This window comes from Pseudoalteromonas sp. NZS11, from assembly GCF_015864765.1.
GTDB classification, from domain to species: domain Bacteria; phylum Pseudomonadota; class Gammaproteobacteria; order Enterobacterales; family Alteromonadaceae; genus Pseudoalteromonas; species Pseudoalteromonas arctica.
The window spans coordinates 20,237-35,778 of sequence record NZ_JADYWP010000011.1 but is presented as its reverse complement, the minus strand read 5'-3'; the positions used below and the strand labels follow the sequence as shown (position 1 = coordinate 35,778).

At 38.1% G+C, this 15,542-nt stretch carries 17 protein-coding genes, 2 tRNA genes and 1 riboswitch; of the genes, 10 read left to right on the top strand and 9 right to left on the bottom strand.

Translation table 11 applies throughout. From position 1 onward, the window contains the following. Positions 1 to 12: 12 nt before the first annotated feature. The 4 genes from I6E82_RS17380 to I6E82_RS17365 form a co-directional block, all read right to left on the bottom strand. Positions 13 to 411, bottom strand: coding sequence for a hypothetical protein (locus I6E82_RS17380; protein WP_197118377.1), 399 nt, complete (start codon positions 409 to 411; stop codon positions 13 to 15). 60 nt (positions 412 to 471) lie between these two features. Further along, a complete protein-coding gene (locus I6E82_RS17375) occupies positions 472 to 2,547 on the bottom strand; it encodes a S9 family peptidase (RefSeq protein ID WP_197103472.1) in 2,076 nt (691 codons plus the stop codon). Positions 2,548 to 2,689: 142 nt separating this feature from the next. Next, positions 2,690 to 3,253: a hypothetical protein gene (locus tag I6E82_RS17370; RefSeq protein ID WP_024589489.1), complete on the bottom strand. Its 564-nt coding sequence runs from the start codon at positions 3,251 to 3,253 to the stop codon at positions 2,690 to 2,692. Positions 3,254 to 3,349: 96 nt separating this feature from the next. Next, positions 3,350 to 3,438: riboswitch (cyclic di-GMP riboswitch) on the bottom strand. Between the two features lie 88 nt (positions 3,439 to 3,526). Beyond that, positions 3,527 to 4,183: a cytochrome b/b6 domain-containing protein gene (locus I6E82_RS17365; protein ID WP_007579804.1), complete on the bottom strand. Its 657-nt coding sequence runs from the start codon at positions 4,181 to 4,183 to the stop codon at positions 3,527 to 3,529. Positions 4,184 to 4,290: 107 nt separating this feature from the next. Between I6E82_RS17365 and I6E82_RS17360 the strand changes: the two genes are divergently transcribed. The 3 genes from I6E82_RS17360 to I6E82_RS17350 all read left to right on the top strand — a co-directional run bounded on the left by I6E82_RS17360 (position 4,291) and on the right by I6E82_RS17350 (position 5,861). After that, on the top strand, positions 4,291 to 4,995 hold the full coding sequence (locus I6E82_RS17360) for an AzlC family ABC transporter permease (RefSeq protein WP_024589490.1): 705 nt from the start codon (positions 4,291 to 4,293) through the stop codon (positions 4,993 to 4,995). Continuing rightward, positions 4,992 to 5,291, top strand: a complete 300-nt coding sequence (locus I6E82_RS17355) for an AzlD domain-containing protein (RefSeq protein WP_004335020.1) — start codon at positions 4,992 to 4,994, stop codon at positions 5,289 to 5,291. The genes I6E82_RS17360 and I6E82_RS17355 overlap by 4 nt, the downstream gene beginning before the upstream one ends. A 72-nt stretch (positions 5,292 to 5,363) precedes the next feature. Then, a complete protein-coding gene (locus I6E82_RS17350; RefSeq protein WP_165722824.1) occupies positions 5,364 to 5,861 on the top strand; it encodes a glutathione peroxidase in 498 nt (165 codons plus the stop codon). Positions 5,862 to 5,979: 118 nt separating this feature from the next. On the opposite strand, the gene I6E82_RS17345 is transcribed toward I6E82_RS17350, so the two are convergent. Further along, positions 5,980 to 6,165, bottom strand: a complete 186-nt coding sequence (locus I6E82_RS17345) for a PA3496 family putative envelope integrity protein (RefSeq protein WP_007579801.1) — start codon at positions 6,163 to 6,165, stop codon at positions 5,980 to 5,982. A gap of 388 nt (positions 6,166 to 6,553) precedes the next feature. On the opposite strand from I6E82_RS17345, the gene I6E82_RS17340 reads away from it, so the two are divergent. After that, a complete protein-coding gene (locus I6E82_RS17340) occupies positions 6,554 to 7,348 on the top strand; it encodes a YggN family protein (RefSeq protein WP_165736359.1) in 795 nt (264 codons plus the stop codon). A gap of 238 nt (positions 7,349 to 7,586) precedes the next feature. Here I6E82_RS17340 and I6E82_RS17335 read toward each other — a convergent pair whose 3' ends face one another. Next, positions 7,587 to 9,029 (bottom strand): aminotransferase-like domain-containing protein, encoded by a 1,443-nt coding sequence (locus I6E82_RS17335; RefSeq protein ID WP_197118376.1) that lies wholly within the window; start codon positions 9,027 to 9,029, stop codon positions 7,587 to 7,589. Positions 9,030 to 9,131: 102 nt separating this feature from the next. Between I6E82_RS17335 and I6E82_RS17330 the strand changes: the two genes are divergently transcribed. Then, entirely contained in the window at positions 9,132 to 10,061 is a 930-nt protein-coding gene (locus I6E82_RS17330) for a DMT family transporter (protein ID WP_007579798.1), read from the top strand. A 37-nt stretch (positions 10,062 to 10,098) separates the two neighbouring features. Here the strand turns inward: I6E82_RS17330 and I6E82_RS17325 are convergent, their stop codons facing one another. Further along, positions 10,099 to 10,968 carry a diacylglycerol/lipid kinase family protein gene (locus I6E82_RS17325; protein WP_197118375.1) on the bottom strand — a complete coding sequence of 290 codons (870 nt, stop codon included), beginning with the start codon at positions 10,966 to 10,968 and terminating at the stop codon, positions 10,099 to 10,101. A 326-nt stretch (positions 10,969 to 11,294) separates the two neighbouring features. Here I6E82_RS17325 and I6E82_RS17320 point away from each other — a divergent pair, with 326 nt between their 5' ends. From I6E82_RS17320 to I6E82_RS17305, 4 genes are all read left to right on the top strand, one after another. Then, positions 11,295 to 11,435, top strand: a complete 141-nt coding sequence (locus tag I6E82_RS17320; protein ID WP_004335040.1) for a hypothetical protein — start codon at positions 11,295 to 11,297, stop codon at positions 11,433 to 11,435. Positions 11,436 to 11,654: 219 nt separating this feature from the next. Then, positions 11,655 to 11,745, top strand: a tRNA-Ser gene (locus tag I6E82_RS17315). A 52-nt stretch (positions 11,746 to 11,797) separates the two neighbouring features. Further along, positions 11,798 to 11,890: transfer RNA gene (locus tag I6E82_RS17310), tRNA-Ser, on the top strand. Between the two features lie 291 nt (positions 11,891 to 12,181). Further along, positions 12,182 to 12,670 carry an RNA-binding protein gene (locus tag I6E82_RS17305; protein WP_197118374.1) on the top strand — a complete coding sequence of 163 codons (489 nt, stop codon included), beginning with the start codon at positions 12,182 to 12,184 and terminating at the stop codon, positions 12,668 to 12,670. On the opposite strand, the gene I6E82_RS17300 is transcribed toward I6E82_RS17305, so the two are convergent. Together I6E82_RS17300 and I6E82_RS17295 are read right to left on the bottom strand one after the other, a co-directional pair. Then, positions 12,654 to 13,778 (bottom strand): aminotransferase class V-fold PLP-dependent enzyme, encoded by a 1,125-nt coding sequence (locus tag I6E82_RS17300; protein ID WP_024592220.1) that lies wholly within the window; start codon positions 13,776 to 13,778, stop codon positions 12,654 to 12,656. The genes I6E82_RS17305 and I6E82_RS17300 overlap by 17 nt on opposite strands. Before the next feature lies 1 nt (position 13,779). After that, positions 13,780 to 14,949, bottom strand: coding sequence for a PrnB family protein (locus tag I6E82_RS17295; RefSeq protein ID WP_197118373.1), 1,170 nt, complete (start codon positions 14,947 to 14,949; stop codon positions 13,780 to 13,782). 136 nt (positions 14,950 to 15,085) lie between these two features. On the opposite strand from I6E82_RS17295, the gene I6E82_RS17290 reads away from it, so the two are divergent. Beyond that, positions 15,086 to 15,541 (top strand): Lrp/AsnC family transcriptional regulator, encoded by a 456-nt coding sequence (locus tag I6E82_RS17290; protein WP_197118372.1) that lies wholly within the window; start codon positions 15,086 to 15,088, stop codon positions 15,539 to 15,541. Position 15,542 lies beyond the last annotated feature (1 nt).

Below are 15,542 nucleotides of genomic sequence, written 5' to 3'. Positions count from 1 at the left end.
TACTCATATTAATTACCAGTTCTGTTTTATATAACTATCACTTGGATGCACTAATAAATAGCTTTCGGTATCTTTATAAAAATTAACTTCTACATCGCTATTTTTCCATACTTTTTCAAACATGTTTTTAGCTATGATATTAATGTTTATATAGTCAACTCGTTGATAGCCACGTTCTTTTACACCCGCAAAATAGGCCTCTAACGAATCAAGACTATCTAAAGTTAACAGTTCAAACTCTTTTAAGTTAACAATCACAAACTTAATCGTATTTTCAGGGTGAAAGCTCAATTCTTGAATAACACCATTAGTTAATGATGTTATACCTTCATTGTTAAAGCTCCCCTTCAATTTTAAATACATATGAGGGGGCTTTGAACAAATCTGAAATTCGCCATGTGCTCCAAACATAAATTACCTTATATATATCAACTTCTATATATAGAGTAATACAATTTTCCGATTTTGCAGTTAATTTAACAGCGCAATAAAAAAGGCCATTTCGAGGGCTTTTTCTTCTAAGCTTTTAAAACGACCTGATGCACCGCCATGGCCTGCATCCATATCGGTTTTAAAGACTAAAATATTACTGTCTGTTTTAAGTTCACGCATTTTTGCAACCCACTTCATAGGCTCCCAATACTGTACTTGTGAGTCATGAAGACCGGTAGTAACGAGTATGTTCGGGTAGTTTTGTGCGCTAATATTGTCATAAGGTGAGTAAGCTTCAATTACATCATAAAATTGAGGCTCATTTGGATTACCCCATTCATCGTATTCATTTGTTGTGAGCGGAATACTCTCATCAAGCATTGTGGTTAATACGTCTAAAAATGGTACATGACAGCCAACACCGCAATATAACTCTGGTGCCTGGTTTACAACCGCCCCCATTAATAGGCCACCGGCACTGCCGCCTGAGGCAAACACCTTATTGCTATCACAATAACCTTGATCAACAAGCGCTTTTGTCACATCAATAAAGTCACTAAAGCTATTTTGTTTATGCTCTTTTTTACCTTGCTCATACCATTCGCGACCTAGCATTTCAGAGCCTCGAACATGCGCAATAACATAAACAAAGCCACGATCGAGCAAGCTCAGTGACGAACTAGAAAAACTAGGATCAATCGTATAGCCATAGGCGCCATAGCCGTATTGAAATAACGGATTTGTGCCATCTTTTTTAAAGCTGTCTTTTCGATAAACAACTGATACAGGTACTTTAACTCCGTCGCGAGCAGTTACCATTAATCGCTCCGACTGATAGTCATCGGCATTAAAACTACCGAGTACTTTTTGCTGTTTAAGTAGTGTTTTTTCGCCAGTTGCTAAATCAACATCATATAAAGAGCCTGGTGTTGTTAAACTTGAGTAATAAATACGCGCAGTGCGAGTGTCTGGCTCTGGGTTCATTGCTATTGCAGCATAATAACAAGGATCGGCAAACTCAAGTGCCATACGATCCCCTAGCCTATTAACAACTACAAATCGAGCTTGCCCTTGCTCGCGTTCACTCAATACTAAAAAGTCATTAAATAACTCTACACCTTCAAGTAGTACATTTTCTCTGTGAGCTGTATGCTCAAACCATTGTGTTTTATCAGCAATCGTTTCGTTTGTTGCCGTCATTAATCTAAAGTTTTTAGCTTGCCAGTTAGTCACAATATAAAATGTGTCACCTAGCTTATCTACGTCAAACTCGTGGCCATCTTCACGCGGCATTAATGCTTTAAATTCGTCAGTGGGCTTATTAGCATCAAGCACCCATGTATCGTTGGTCTCTGTCGATGCTAAATCAATAATAATTAAGCCTTCGTCGCGGCTTTTACCAAGCCCCATAAAAAAGCTGCTGTCTTGCTCTTCGTAAACCATTACGTCTTGGCTTTGCTCGCTGCCAAGCTCATGCCTAAATACTTGGTATCCTAGTAGCGTTTTTAAATCTTTTTTTACATAAAAAACAGTTTTATTGTCGTTAGCCCAAACAACCTGCCCTTCTGTATTTTCAAGTACATCAGGTAGCATTTCACCGGTCGTTAAGCTTTTAAAGCGAACATTATAAATACGACGACCTTCAGTATCTTCAGAGTAAGCCATAAGCTGCTCGCATGGGCTTAGTGCGACTTCTCCTAGCTCAAAAAACTCAAATCCCTCAGCTAATATATTCACATCGAGTAAAAGCTCTTTATTATCAGCCTTTATGCTCGTGCTTCTATAATGGCGAGAGTACTCATCATCACCACGAACTTCTGAGTGATACCAGTATTTCCCGTCTTTAACGGGTACCGAGTTATCGTCTTTTACAATGCGTGCTTTTAACTCTTCAAAAAGTGTATTTTGGAGTGGCTTCATTGCAGCTAACTGTTCATCGCAATATGCATTTTCAGCATGTAAATGTGCAAGTACTTGCTCATCCTGACGATCGTCATCACGCATCCAATAGTAATTATCAGTGCGTATTTTATTATGAGTACTTAATGTATGGGCTTGCTGTTTAGCAATCGGGAAATTAGGTAATAAACTTAAAGAATAGTCAGGACGAGACACAACAAAACCAATTAAAAAAATAACGTGATTTACAGTTTATCATAAAAATAAAAAAGCCCATCCAATAGTTGGATGGGCTAAAACGGTAAACGCTTCATTACTAAAACCGCTATACCTTTGGGAAGATAATTCACTAACAGCCTTATATTTGCTGCCAAGCCATAGCCCAACTTTGTCCAATACCGGGCTCGAACATAAACTTTTTATCGTCACTCGCGCGGCAAAACTCATTAAATGGCCAAGGCCTACATTGATAAACATGCCCTGTTTTTGGCTGCAATACCTTTGTACCCGCATTATAGTTTTCACAATTTTCAGGGTACACGTAATCATAAGTATCAAGGTTATTAACAACACGCTCATCGCATTTTGCAATACAATGAAAATCGACATGCGCTTTACATATACCACTGCTTTGCAAAGCAAAAATTTCATTGTTTCTATAGGCTACAATTAAACCTTGTTCGGTCATTTTACCTGCGCTAACAAGGGGTACATGCACGTTAATATGCTCGGCAACTAAACGTGGCCATGCGTGAGGTTCACCTTGTTCAAGCGAGGTGATTTTGTAATCAAATGATAAACTAACTAGCTCTCCTTGCATGTCATAAAAGGTTACACTCACCACATCGCCAATAAACAATTGGGTATGATGATTTAAGCAACCTATTGTTGACCACTTTCCACAGGCCAACGACGTATGCATAAACACGGCAACACCTTAAGAGTTACAAAATCTTATCCATACACTATGGATACACAAAAAATACACTGAGGGCAAGTGATACATAACAACACGTTATGCAGTAGTCCCGCTACCATAGCTTTATAAAAAGCCTTAGACCGGAAACTTTGCGCCCTAATCTTTCGATTAGTTTGCCAGCAATGCGGCGATTATAATTCGGCCCCGCATAACAATCAAACAAAAGAATGTAACCAAAAATAAAAACCAACCCTTTAAGGTTGGTTTAATGTGTTTTTAACTAAATAAATAAGTTAAAGGTTCTTTTGCCCACGTAAATATCAGCAACACCAATAAAGATATAAATATTAGCCACGCAGGCCAAGACGCTTTTGTCACTTTAGCCTCAGAGTCATCCGCTTTTAACTCTTTTGAGCCTGTGATCATCGCCTTAACTAGCGGCTTACCTTTTATTCTATAAACAATAATAGCTAATACATGTAAACCAATAGCATAAAGTAAAATGTCAAAATTCAGCTCATGTAGCCAATTTGCAAAATCAATCGTATCGCTAGACACATATTGAGCAAGCGGGCCGTCAGTTAAAATGCCATCACTACTCATTAACCCGGTAATAAGCTGCGTAATTATAATTATAAAAAATACCATTACCATACAACTGCCAGGTGCTGAATGACCTAGCGAGTCGCTTGGTGTCTTTAGTGCCTTTAAAATAGCACGAGGAGAGTGCAGCAACCCACTTAATCTCGCAGTTTTACTTCCGATAATGCCCCATATTAAACGCGTTACGATGAGTGCTAAAGTAAAGAACCCAGCAACAAAATGAAGCTCAATCATGCCCTCTTCAATACTAAAATAAAGCACCGCAATACTTACAACCAAAAACCAATGAAAGCATCTAATAAACCCATCCCACACTTTTAACGTCGTCATTGCGCCTATCCTTAAAAAAACAGTATTATCTAATTCGTTAACTACTTTAACATCATAATATTAAGGTATCCTTATGAGCCATTCTACAAGCCGTGCGAGTAAATATCATGCAACCAGTTAAAAAAGCTATTTTAAAAGGCTTTTTAGATATGCTACCTCTGTGTTTAGCCGTTGTTCCTTGGGGTATTTTATGTGGTTCTTTAGCGATTCAAAATGGCTTTAGTGCACTAGAAACCCAAGCAATGTCGTTATTAGTCTTTGCAGGCTCTGCACAGCTTGTTGCAATTGAACTTATGGCGGGCAACACACCATTGCTCACAATTTTATTCACAACATTTATTATTAGCTCTCGGCACTTTTTATACGGTTTAGCTGTGCGTCATAAGGTAATTGACCAACCTATGCGTTGGCGCTTACCAGTAAGTTTTGTATTAACCGATGAGCTATTTGCATTTTCTCACCATAGAAAAGCGTACAGAACAAAAACACGTTTAATATACGCATTGAGCGCTGGTTTTAGCTTTTATATTGCATGGAATATTTGGACGTTAATTGGCATTGTAGCAGGCACAATGCTGCCCGACTTAACTAATTTAGGGCTCGACTTTGCCATTGCTGCCACGTTTATAGCTTTGGTTATTCCGGGCATTAAAAATCTGGCCTCACTCGTTACGGTAATTGTAGCAGGCATTAGCGCAACGCTTTTAAAAAGCACAGGATTTGAGTTATGGCTTGTTTGCTCAGCGCTGCTGGCAATGGCCGCAGGTTACAGCACAGCAAGACTAACCACTAAAAAGGAAGTAACGCCATGATGACGACTATTTTACTCATGGCGTGCATTACATTTTTTACGCGTTATTTATTTTTACACCGTGCTTTGCCGTTTAAAGTAGGCCCTAAAATGCAGCAATTTTTAAGCTTTAGCGCACCAGCAGTGCTTACAGCAATTTGGGTGCCTATCGTGTTTTTGAATGAAGATGGCATTAACTTAAACTGGCAAAACCCTTATTTAAGCGCAGCAATAGTCGCCATTATTGTTGCCTACAAAACACATAATATTTATTACACTACGCTTGCCGGTATGGGGCTATTTCTAATTTTAAATTAGTGCGATCTTTATACTTTATGAAATACTGCACTCAGGTTAAAATGCGGCTAACAACAATAAAAAGACGCCAATATGCACAAATTCCATCAATTAAGCGCAACAAGCTTGCAGGGTCAACCTATCAACTTTAATGATTTTGAAGGGAAGGTTGTGCTTATTGTTAATACCGCAAGTAAATGTGGATTTACCTACCAATACGAGTCGCTTCAAGCTTTGCATAATAAATATGCCAGCCAAGGTTTAGTTATTCTGGGATTTCCGTGCAATCAATTTGGTCAGCAAGAACCCGGCGACGCAACACAAATAGAGCAAGGGTGCTTAATTAATTTTGGTGTGAGTTTTTTAATGGCGGCCAAAGTAGATGTAAACGGTGAGCATGCTCACCCAATCTTTCGTTATTTAAAATCGGCTTTACCTGGTTTTTTAACACGTAAAATAAAGTGGAATTTTACTAAATTTTTAATTGCCGCAGACGGTACACCAATTAAACGTTATGCACCTTTTATTAAACCCGAAAAGCTAGAACTTACAATTCAAAAAGCATTAGCACAGGCTAAAAGTACGCTTTAAAAAGTAATAAAGAGGCGCAAGGCCTCTTTATTGCCAATACTATTGAAACTTAAACATACGCATAACTGCACATTTAAACTCTCAATATTAATTGGTATTTTATTTATACTAGTGAAATTTAATCGGTGTAATCGCTTAAATCGTCTTCGCCTAGATTTTTACGCAAGCGTTTTTGCTCAAGGTAGTCTTCCAACTTCTTTTTAACCTTTTGCTTGTTCTTATCGTGTTGATTACGTCCGAGCATTTCGTACTCGTCTTCAACAAAATCGTCATCTAGCGCATCGTAACTAAATGTCTTACCCACAACCCACTCCATAAAGTGTTTGAGACCAACCAAGGATTTTATTATCGCAATAGCCGGTAAAATTAAAAATGTTTAATGCCAAAGTGCACTGCAAATTAACATCAAAATAAAGCCACGCGACTACTGTAAATAGTCTTCATGTCAGTAATGTGAATAAATAGCGCTAAATTTGAATTGAGGAAAGTGAGAGTTTTTTATCGTATCGATAAATAAAATTTATTAATTTTTATTAGTTAGCCAATTTGACTAAAAAATAGTTATTTATTAATTATTTTGACTTGCTAAAAAATAAAGAAAAACACTTAATCAATTGTTTTTTATGGAAAAATAAAACTGGCATCAAACTTGTTATTAATTAATCGTCATCAACAAAAAGTAGAGAACAAACATGAAAAAATTACTATTAGTTAGCGCATTAATTTGTACGCCAGCCGCTATGGCTCATAACGACAACGATTCTGCAATTTCATTTAGTAACGATGAATGTAACGTCGAATTTAAAAACGATGTACGTATTAAACCAAACGAATTAGAAATTTTTACTGCCAATAATAAAACTATGCAATTTAATGCCCATGGTGACTTAACCGTAAATGGCGAGCTTGTAGCGCTTAATAGCTCACAACGCGAAGCACTGAATAAGTACTCTGACAGCTTACGCACTCAATTACCTGAAGTAGCTAACATAGCGTTAGAGGGTGTTAAAATTGCCGGTGTGGCATTAGAAGAAGTAGGCAGTGCATTTAATATTGACGGTCTTGATAATATGTCTGAGCTTATGGACGACATTAAAATTGAGGTAGAAAACACATTTTACCAGCAAGGTACATTTGTAATGGGCCAACAAAGTTTTAATCAATTTGGCGAAAACTTTGAACAACAATTTGAGCAGCAGATAGAAACAGCGGTTGAATCAGCAGTAATGCAATCAATGGGCAGTATTTTAGTGGCTTTAGGTTCTGAGTTACTTGGTTCAGGCGGCGATATGGATGCCTTTGAACAGCGCATGGAAAATATGGGTGCACAAATAGAAGAAAAAGTAGAGCTACATGCAAGCGCACTTGAAGAGAGAGCTAACTCTTTATGTGAAAACTTTGCTGATATTGCAAAACAAGAAGAGCAATTAGTAATGCAAGTGCCAGAGCTTAAAGGTTACCAGTTATTTAGCTTTAAACAGAATTAGTACAGCAAACGTTATTTAACATCCCTTTGGCAGCACTTAAGTTTACTTAAATGCTGCTTTTTTGTGTTTCCCAAACTTATACCAACCTGAATAAATCTTTGATCAATTTAACGAATTAAATTGCACTATAACGTCGTTAAAAATTTTTTATTTAGAACAACTAGATACAAAAACTTTTGCCTAGTTCTAGCGTAATTTTCTTAACGTTAAATAGACCCCATATATAAGCAGATTGGTATTACTTTTTAGCTAATAAAGTGAGCTTACCCAGAGTAATAATTGCTTGCTCTATCTGCTCGCTCCACGGCACACCATAACTTAACCTTACGCAGCTTTTATACTTATTAGAGGCTGAAAAAATAAGCCCAGGGGTAATACTAATACCAACCTCAAGAGCAAGTAAAAATAATTTTTGACTATCGTATTCGCCTCCTAAATCTAGCCACATTACACAGCCTCCTTTTGGATCGCTTATACGTGTATTTTTTGGCATAGCTTGTTGTAAACACCATCGCATACGTTCTTTGTTATCGCGCAGGCGCTGCCTGAGTACCTTTAAGTTACGGTCGTACTCGCCGCTGGCAATAAATTCTGATAACGCCCATTGGTTTATTAACGAAGCGGAGCAACTTAGTGCTCGTTTATATCGCCGTGCTTGTGTTGCAAATTTACCGGCAACGACCCAACCCACACGATAGCTAGGCGCTGCCGTTTTAGAAAAAGATGAGCAACTGATCACTAATCCTTTTTTAGAGTACGCTAAAGCAGGTGTGCCTCGTTTTGCCGTAAAATATAAATCGCCGTATACGTCATCTTCAATAAGCACTACGTCGTGGCTTTCGAGTAACTCCACCAGCTGCTGCCTATTTGTATCTGGCATAAAGCTGCCCACAGGGTTGCTAATTGCTGTCGAGAATAAACACGCTTTTATGTCATGTTCATTCAAAGCGCGATCCAAATCGCTTAACCAAATGCCATTATCTGGGCACAGTGGTATTTCGAGCGCTTTAAGCCCTAAGCTTTCTATTAGCTCTATAATCCCGTGATAACAAGGTGTCTCAATAGCCACTACATCGCCTGGCTTTGTTACACACTTAAGTGCAATAGCCATGGCTTCTTGTGCACCATTGGTGATAACAAGCTCGTCCATATCAATGCCAATGCCAAAATCTAAATAGCGATGCACTAATTGCTTTTTCAGCGGTACAAACCCATCTGTTGGGCCATAGTTTATGGCTTTACTGCCTGCGATAGTCATTACGCGGCGCATGTTTCTGGCGAGTGCTTTATCGGTAGGTGCTGCGGCAATTGGGTTAGCGATACCAAAAGGGACTACGTTCGCTTGATGAATCGCGCTGTACACCTGCTCTATTAAGGCTTGTTTATTTACCACAACAGGTTCGCGACTTAATTTAACTCGCTTAGGTAAATTATGCGCCATGCTAACGACTTTTAAAAAATATCCTGATTTTTCACGCGCCTCTACCAACCCTTGATCTTCAAGTGACTGGTAAGCCTGTTTTACAGTGGGGATACTTATATTTAAGTTATCTGCCATTTTACGCAGTGATGGAAGTTTTTCGCCGGGGAGTAAAACTTGTTGAGCGCTCATATCTCTAATCAACTGAATAACTTGCTGATATAAAAACTCATGCCCTTGGCTATTTTTTTGTCTTATCATCACACACCAAATCTGTATAGGTTACATTTTTACTTTTCTGTATATGGTAAGTATACAGATAGGTCTTAAAATAGCCATTCAATCGGGCTTTAGAGACTAACCATGAAAAGTGCAGCGCTATACATTACAACCGTTTTAATTTGGGGCTCAACTTGGTTAGCCATAGAGTTTCAGTTAGGTGATATTGCGGTAGAGTTATCGTTATTTTATCGCTTTGCTATTGCAGCGCTTTTAATGTGGTTATATGTAGCGTACAAAAAACCCGACATGCGATTTAAGTTACTGGATCATGGCTTTTTTGTTTTATTAGCCATTTGTAATTTTGGATTAAATTATTTAATGCTTTACTGGGCACAAAATCACCTTACCTCAGCCATGACCTCTATTGCCTTTTCAATGCTGCTGGTTATGAACATAGTCAATACTCGGTTATTTTTTGGTAAGCCAATCTCAAAACGAATTTACACAGGTGCTGTACTCGCTGTATTAGGTATTACGTGTCTGTTTTGGCCACAGTTACAGCAGTTCGACTTGAGTAATGGTGCATTGGTCGGGTTACTACTTGCCCTTGGTGGCACCTTTGTGGCTTCATTAGGAAATATGGTAAGCGTTCGTAATTCTCGTAAACAAATTGGTGTATTGCAAGGCAATGCATGGGGCATGTTATACAGCGCTATAGGCTTGGCTTTATATGTATTAATGAACGATGTGCAATTTAGTTTAAACGCTCCACCAAGTTACTGGCTATCACTACTTTATCTATCAATATTTGGCACTGTAATCGCTTTTGGTTGCTACTTTGCTCTACTTAGAAATATAGGCCCTGAAAAAGCCAGCTACGTTATTGTTTTATTCCCACTAGTGGCAGTAACACTGAGTAGCTTTTTTGAAGGCTTTGAATGGCACGCAAATACCTTTGCAGGATTTAGCCTAGTGCTATTAGGTAACGCCATTGTGCTTACCCCAACAAAACGAATTAACGCCTTTTTAGCTAATAGAGCAATGGCTAAAAGTGGCTCCGTCCCCAGTTAGACGCGTTATTAACGCAACTAACGTAAAAGCGCCTACCCTACTGTAGGCGCTTTTTTATTGGCATATGAAAAAGTAAAGCCTGCCCATGTACACTAATAACGGCAGGAGTTTTACCTACCAGTTCACCATCTGCTTCAATCAATAACCCTTCAGTTTTTATGGAAGCTGTATTTAAGCGACTGTAGTTAAGGTTTTTTATATGCTGATGGCGCTTAAAAAACAACTTCATAAAGCTTATTACGTTATAAAAAAGCCCACCCGATCGCATTTGATAACACTCAAGCAGCCCATCAGTTAAATCTGCTTTTGGCGCTATTTCTAGACCACCACCAAAGTACTTATGATTAGCAAATACGGTAATTAAATTTTTATACTGCCTAACATCGTTATTAAACGTACCTTGTAACTGCTGAGCTTGATAATAAAATAGCTCCTTAATGCTCGTCCAACTGTAATCAAAAGATGAAAAACTAGCTTTAGCATTAATCGCTTTAACTACATGAGCATCAAACCCTACCCCTGCAATATTAATAAAATAGCGACTATTAATTTTTCCTACATCAATTGCTGTCGGTGTATTAAATAATGCCTTTCGCCAATCATCTTCTTTGCAACTAAACCCTCTCGAGAAATCATTACCTGTACCGCAAGGCAATAATGCTAACGTACAGCTACTCCCTATTAACGCATTAACCGCCAAGCTCAATGTACCGTCTCCGCCAAGTACAACTACTTTGGTAAATTTACTCAGTAGCAACCTTATTTGAGCGCAGTCATCGTTAAAGTTTCCCGTTGTAGTAAACATACAATAAGAAAAACTGCATTTTTTACAAATGCTTTTAAGCCACATTAGTGATTTTTCATTCTGTTTTTTTGTACTTGGTTTAATAATTATTAGTAGTGACAAGCTTTTGTTTCCAACAATGTATTTAAGAACGAATAAAAAAGAGTTTAATTGAGTTTTTTTAATCTGAATAACTAGTCAAAAAAGGTTGTGTAAAATGCATATAAATAAATAAAAAACACACAAACACCAGTATAAATGAGAGTAAAGCCGATTTTATTTTAACTATTTATGCAAAAACGATAATAAAAAACACTGAACCGCACGTTAATAAAATCAATAAGGATTAGTTTAACTAATCCGTCAGGCTCAATTTTTATCGTTGTCTTTTTAATCAAACAACGTGCAAAATGCACGCGATTTCAACATATACAACCCGGAGCAGAATAATGAAACCAATTAACACATTAAATCAAACAGCAGCAGCTCAAGTAGCAGTTAAACCAACTAACCGTAAAGCAAGAATGTTAGCTAAACTTAACACTATTGGTAAAAGACTAGCACTTAGCGGCGCAGCTCAATATAAATAATCACCCAACCATGATTATTTTTCGGTGCAGCGAACACTCAACCACTAAATGAAGTCACTTATTTAGCTCCCCCTTGTTTGCTGCAACCTATTTATTTTATTAAAAATTGCCTTAATTTCCCCTTATTTACAAAAAAAACCTCATTTACGTACGTTTTTTAGGCAAACAGTCATTTTGCTATTTACACAGCGGTATCACCTAAGTATTATTCTGCGTCACGGAGAGATGGCAGAGTGGTCGAATGCACCGGTCTTGAAAACCGGCATGGGTTTATAGCCCATCTAGGGTTCAAATCCCTATCTCTCCACCATATTTTAATTGGTGGCTTTTTTTACTTCCATCAATACAAACGGTTATGCGTTGGAGAGGTGTCCGAGTGGCCGAAGGAGCTCCCCTGCTAAGGGAGTATAGAGTTTGTAGCTCTATCGAGGGTTCGAATCCCTCCCTCTCCACCATACTTAATTTAAACCACTTGATTGTGGTTTTTTTTGTGCCTAAAATTTAACACCAATACTAAATTGACAGGGGTCAACAAAATGTCTGGAACATTTTGGGCCGCTGCAAGCGTCGCGCAGCGATTGATTACATGGATGCAAGCAAGTCTATCCCTCCCTCTGGACCATACTTAATTTAAACCACTTAATTGTGGTTTTTTTGTGCCTAAAATTTATAAAAACTAAACAAATTGTGCCTAGTAATAACTTAGGGCATTATTAACACAACTTTAGCCACTTTTAGGTTTAGCTATGATCCGGTTCATATTGCTATCAGTTTGCGCGGCAGCACCATTTTTTACCTTGGCACAAAGTACAACAGTGTATAAGTGTGTAATTAAGGGCGTTCCTACCTTTAGCCAAACGCCTTGCGCTAAAGATGCACAAGTTATTACTCTTAAAAATATAAACGTAATTGAAGCATACAAAAGCTCTACGCCCGGTAAAGGTATTACCGACACCTCTGTGGATGACTACTTAGAAGTTCAACAAATAGAACGAGAAATAAAGCGTCTTGAGCTATCTATTGCACAAAGCCAAAAAGAATACGCAGCTAAAAAACAGCAGATAGATTACATGACTCAAGATAAAGCCAATCGTTTAGGCGCTTCGTCTATTGCTGATGCTATCGCAACTAAAACAAATTCGTTAAAGCAAGCTTACGACGCATCAATTAATCAAACGCAGCAAAAAATAGAGTCATTAAAACAAAGAAAGCAGCAGCTTAGCCAAAACCCTTAAGCGCTCGTTTTACTATCGAGATAAACTGCGCAACGTCTTCTTGAGTATTATAAATATGTGGCGATACTCGTATCCCAAATTTACGGGCATCTACACTGACTTTCGCTTTATTAAGCTCTGTAAGTACATGGTCTTGCTGCTTGTTAAAAAACAAAATAACTGTCCCGCTGCATTTATCACTACTCATAGGTGATGCAACATATTTGCCTAGTTGCTCATGAATAAGCGTAAGCATAGCTAAATTATGATCCCTTACCTTGTGAGCAGTTAGCTCTGCAAAGTAAGCAATGCTATTTGCGGCAATAATATAAGGTGCTACAGAGGGAGTACCACCCCAAAACTTGAGCGCACTGGCGTTATATTCAAAATGGTTAATATCGAACTCAAATGGATTTTGATGCGAAAACCACCCCACATCTTTAGGCTCGCAATACTCTATTTGATTTTTGTTAACCCATAAATAAGCTGCACCTGGGCCACCACATAACCATTTAACGCTCGAGCCAATCATAAAGTCAGCATCGAGTATGCTTAAATCAAGCGGTATAACACCCGCTGACTGAGCAACATCAACTATTGATAAACTATTGGTTAATTTACTTATAGCTACAATATCGTACACAGGCGCCTGTACACCTGTATTTGAATACACATGGCTTATAAAAACTAAATCGATATCACAAGTTATATAACGCTGCCAAACACTAATATCAGTTAGGTTTTCGTGCTCTGGTATAAACATAATTTGTGCGCACTCTGGTAATGCTTTTTGCATTGCAAAACCCATGCTCGGAAAATCACTTTGTGCCATTAGCACTTTACAATTTTTTTGCTGTAGCCGTGGATGCGACATAAGCAACTTTGTTAAGCCACTTGATAAATTAACCTGAGGACAAAACTGCGAACTAGGCGCATTAAATAACTTACCAAGCGCGGTAGTAAATTGCTCAACTGCGGGCAGCCATTGTTGCCAAGGTTCTTTATTTGAGCTCTCCCATGGTAAAAAATAATGCTGATCTAAATATTGCTGTGTATTTTTAAGAGGACGCCCTACCGAGTGGTTTAATAAATAACAGCCATCGGCCATACAAAAATCATTTTTAAGCATGCTATTTAACCCATTCTTTAAGTGTATTTAGATCGTCAAAACGTGTTTTTATATCGTCGCGTTTGGCACTGGCTCGCCTATCTCTTAATTTTTCGAGCGAATCAAGTAACACATTAAGCGGCGGACCACTTGCTGTTACCTTGCTCATATGCTGCTGTTGCATATTTTTTGAGGGCTGAGCAATAAACTTTTCAACCAGTTGATTATGATGACCGACTGCGGTGTCGCCATGTAATTTACACACTTGAATAAATAACGTTGCGTGGCTTTTAAACCAATCTGTATTTTTATATGGTTTGGCTTGTAAAAAGTCATCCATAAAGCCTTGCATACGCATGGCTTCTCGTAGGATTTGTTGATCCTCTGGCATCATATATAAAAACTTATCCACCAGCATTTGCGAGTAACTAGGCTCGTTTGCACTACACAGTCCTAACAGCATATCAATCACGTTAATACCTGCAAAGTCACCAGCATTTGCACCTCTGTAAACCTCTTTACCTACACGGTACGGTTTATAATAAGGGCGAACGCAGTTAAAAAATCGATCTGTATCGAGCTCAGAATAAAGTGCATTGTTTGACTCAATTACATCTATAAGCGCTTGTTTAGCTACTTTTAATAACTCACCACACAAGGGATGTGAAATACCTAACGGCAATATTTTTAATAATGCATCACTTGCCCGTTTGTAGGCCAAAATGCCTTGAGTGTTATAATCAAGAAACAGCTTTTCATCAGGTAAATTGGTAAATCGTTTATAAATACCGTTAAGTGCTTTGTTATGAGTAGTTAAGTGGGCGGTAGCAAAACGAGGGGTTACGCCAATGGATGCGCCTATATGCATAGCAAGCGCTGAGGCTTCAATTAGTGGGGAGCTGGTTTCTCTGCTTGGCTCAGTAATTTCATGGCGCCTACACGCCGCCATAAACAATCCTACGTTACCGAGTAAGTCAAAAGCGCTATCAAAGCCTTGATCTGTGTTTCCCTCGGCTAATAAATTGCTAATTAATACGTTGCCTTCTTTTTCTAATTGTTGCTTTAAGGCCTCACCTATTCCTTCTACATTTGCTTTATCGGTTTGCTGCCAATAAAGCTGCTCTAATTCACTATTTAAAGTGACAAACTCTGTTCGTATCCAGTGATCAAAAATAGCGGTATGTGTGTTCATTATTGTGCTCTATTATTTTTATAGTTAAATGCTAACAGAGTTCAATGAGGGTAAAACGCCAAAAAAATTAGTAAAAACTGCAATACTTAGCAATAATCACTACAAATATAAAAATAATTAATAAAAGCCGACAACTATGTTAGATAAAAAAGATCAGCAATTACTCACTGCACTGCAAAGCCAAGCTCGTATGTCGGTTTCAGACTTGGCCAGCAGTATTAACCTATCGGATACACCTTGCCTAAGGCGTATAAAAAAGTTAGAGCAAGAAAACATTATTACCGGCTACCACGCCGCCATAAATCCTAAAGCACTTAACCTTAATGTGTTGGTATATGCGTTCGTACGATTAAGCCAAAACTCGGTAAGTGCTGCAGAGCAATTTGAGCAACATGTAGAAAAATTACCACATGTATTAGAGTGTTGTGTAATATCAGGAAGCTATGATTATTTATTAAAAATCATTGCACATGATCTTGAGAGCTACGAAACGTTTGTAAAACATCAACTAGGTAGTTTAAGTTGTATTGCAAATATAGAATCAACAGTCGTGTTAAAGCAGTCATTTAGCAAAAAACAGTTACCATTATAAA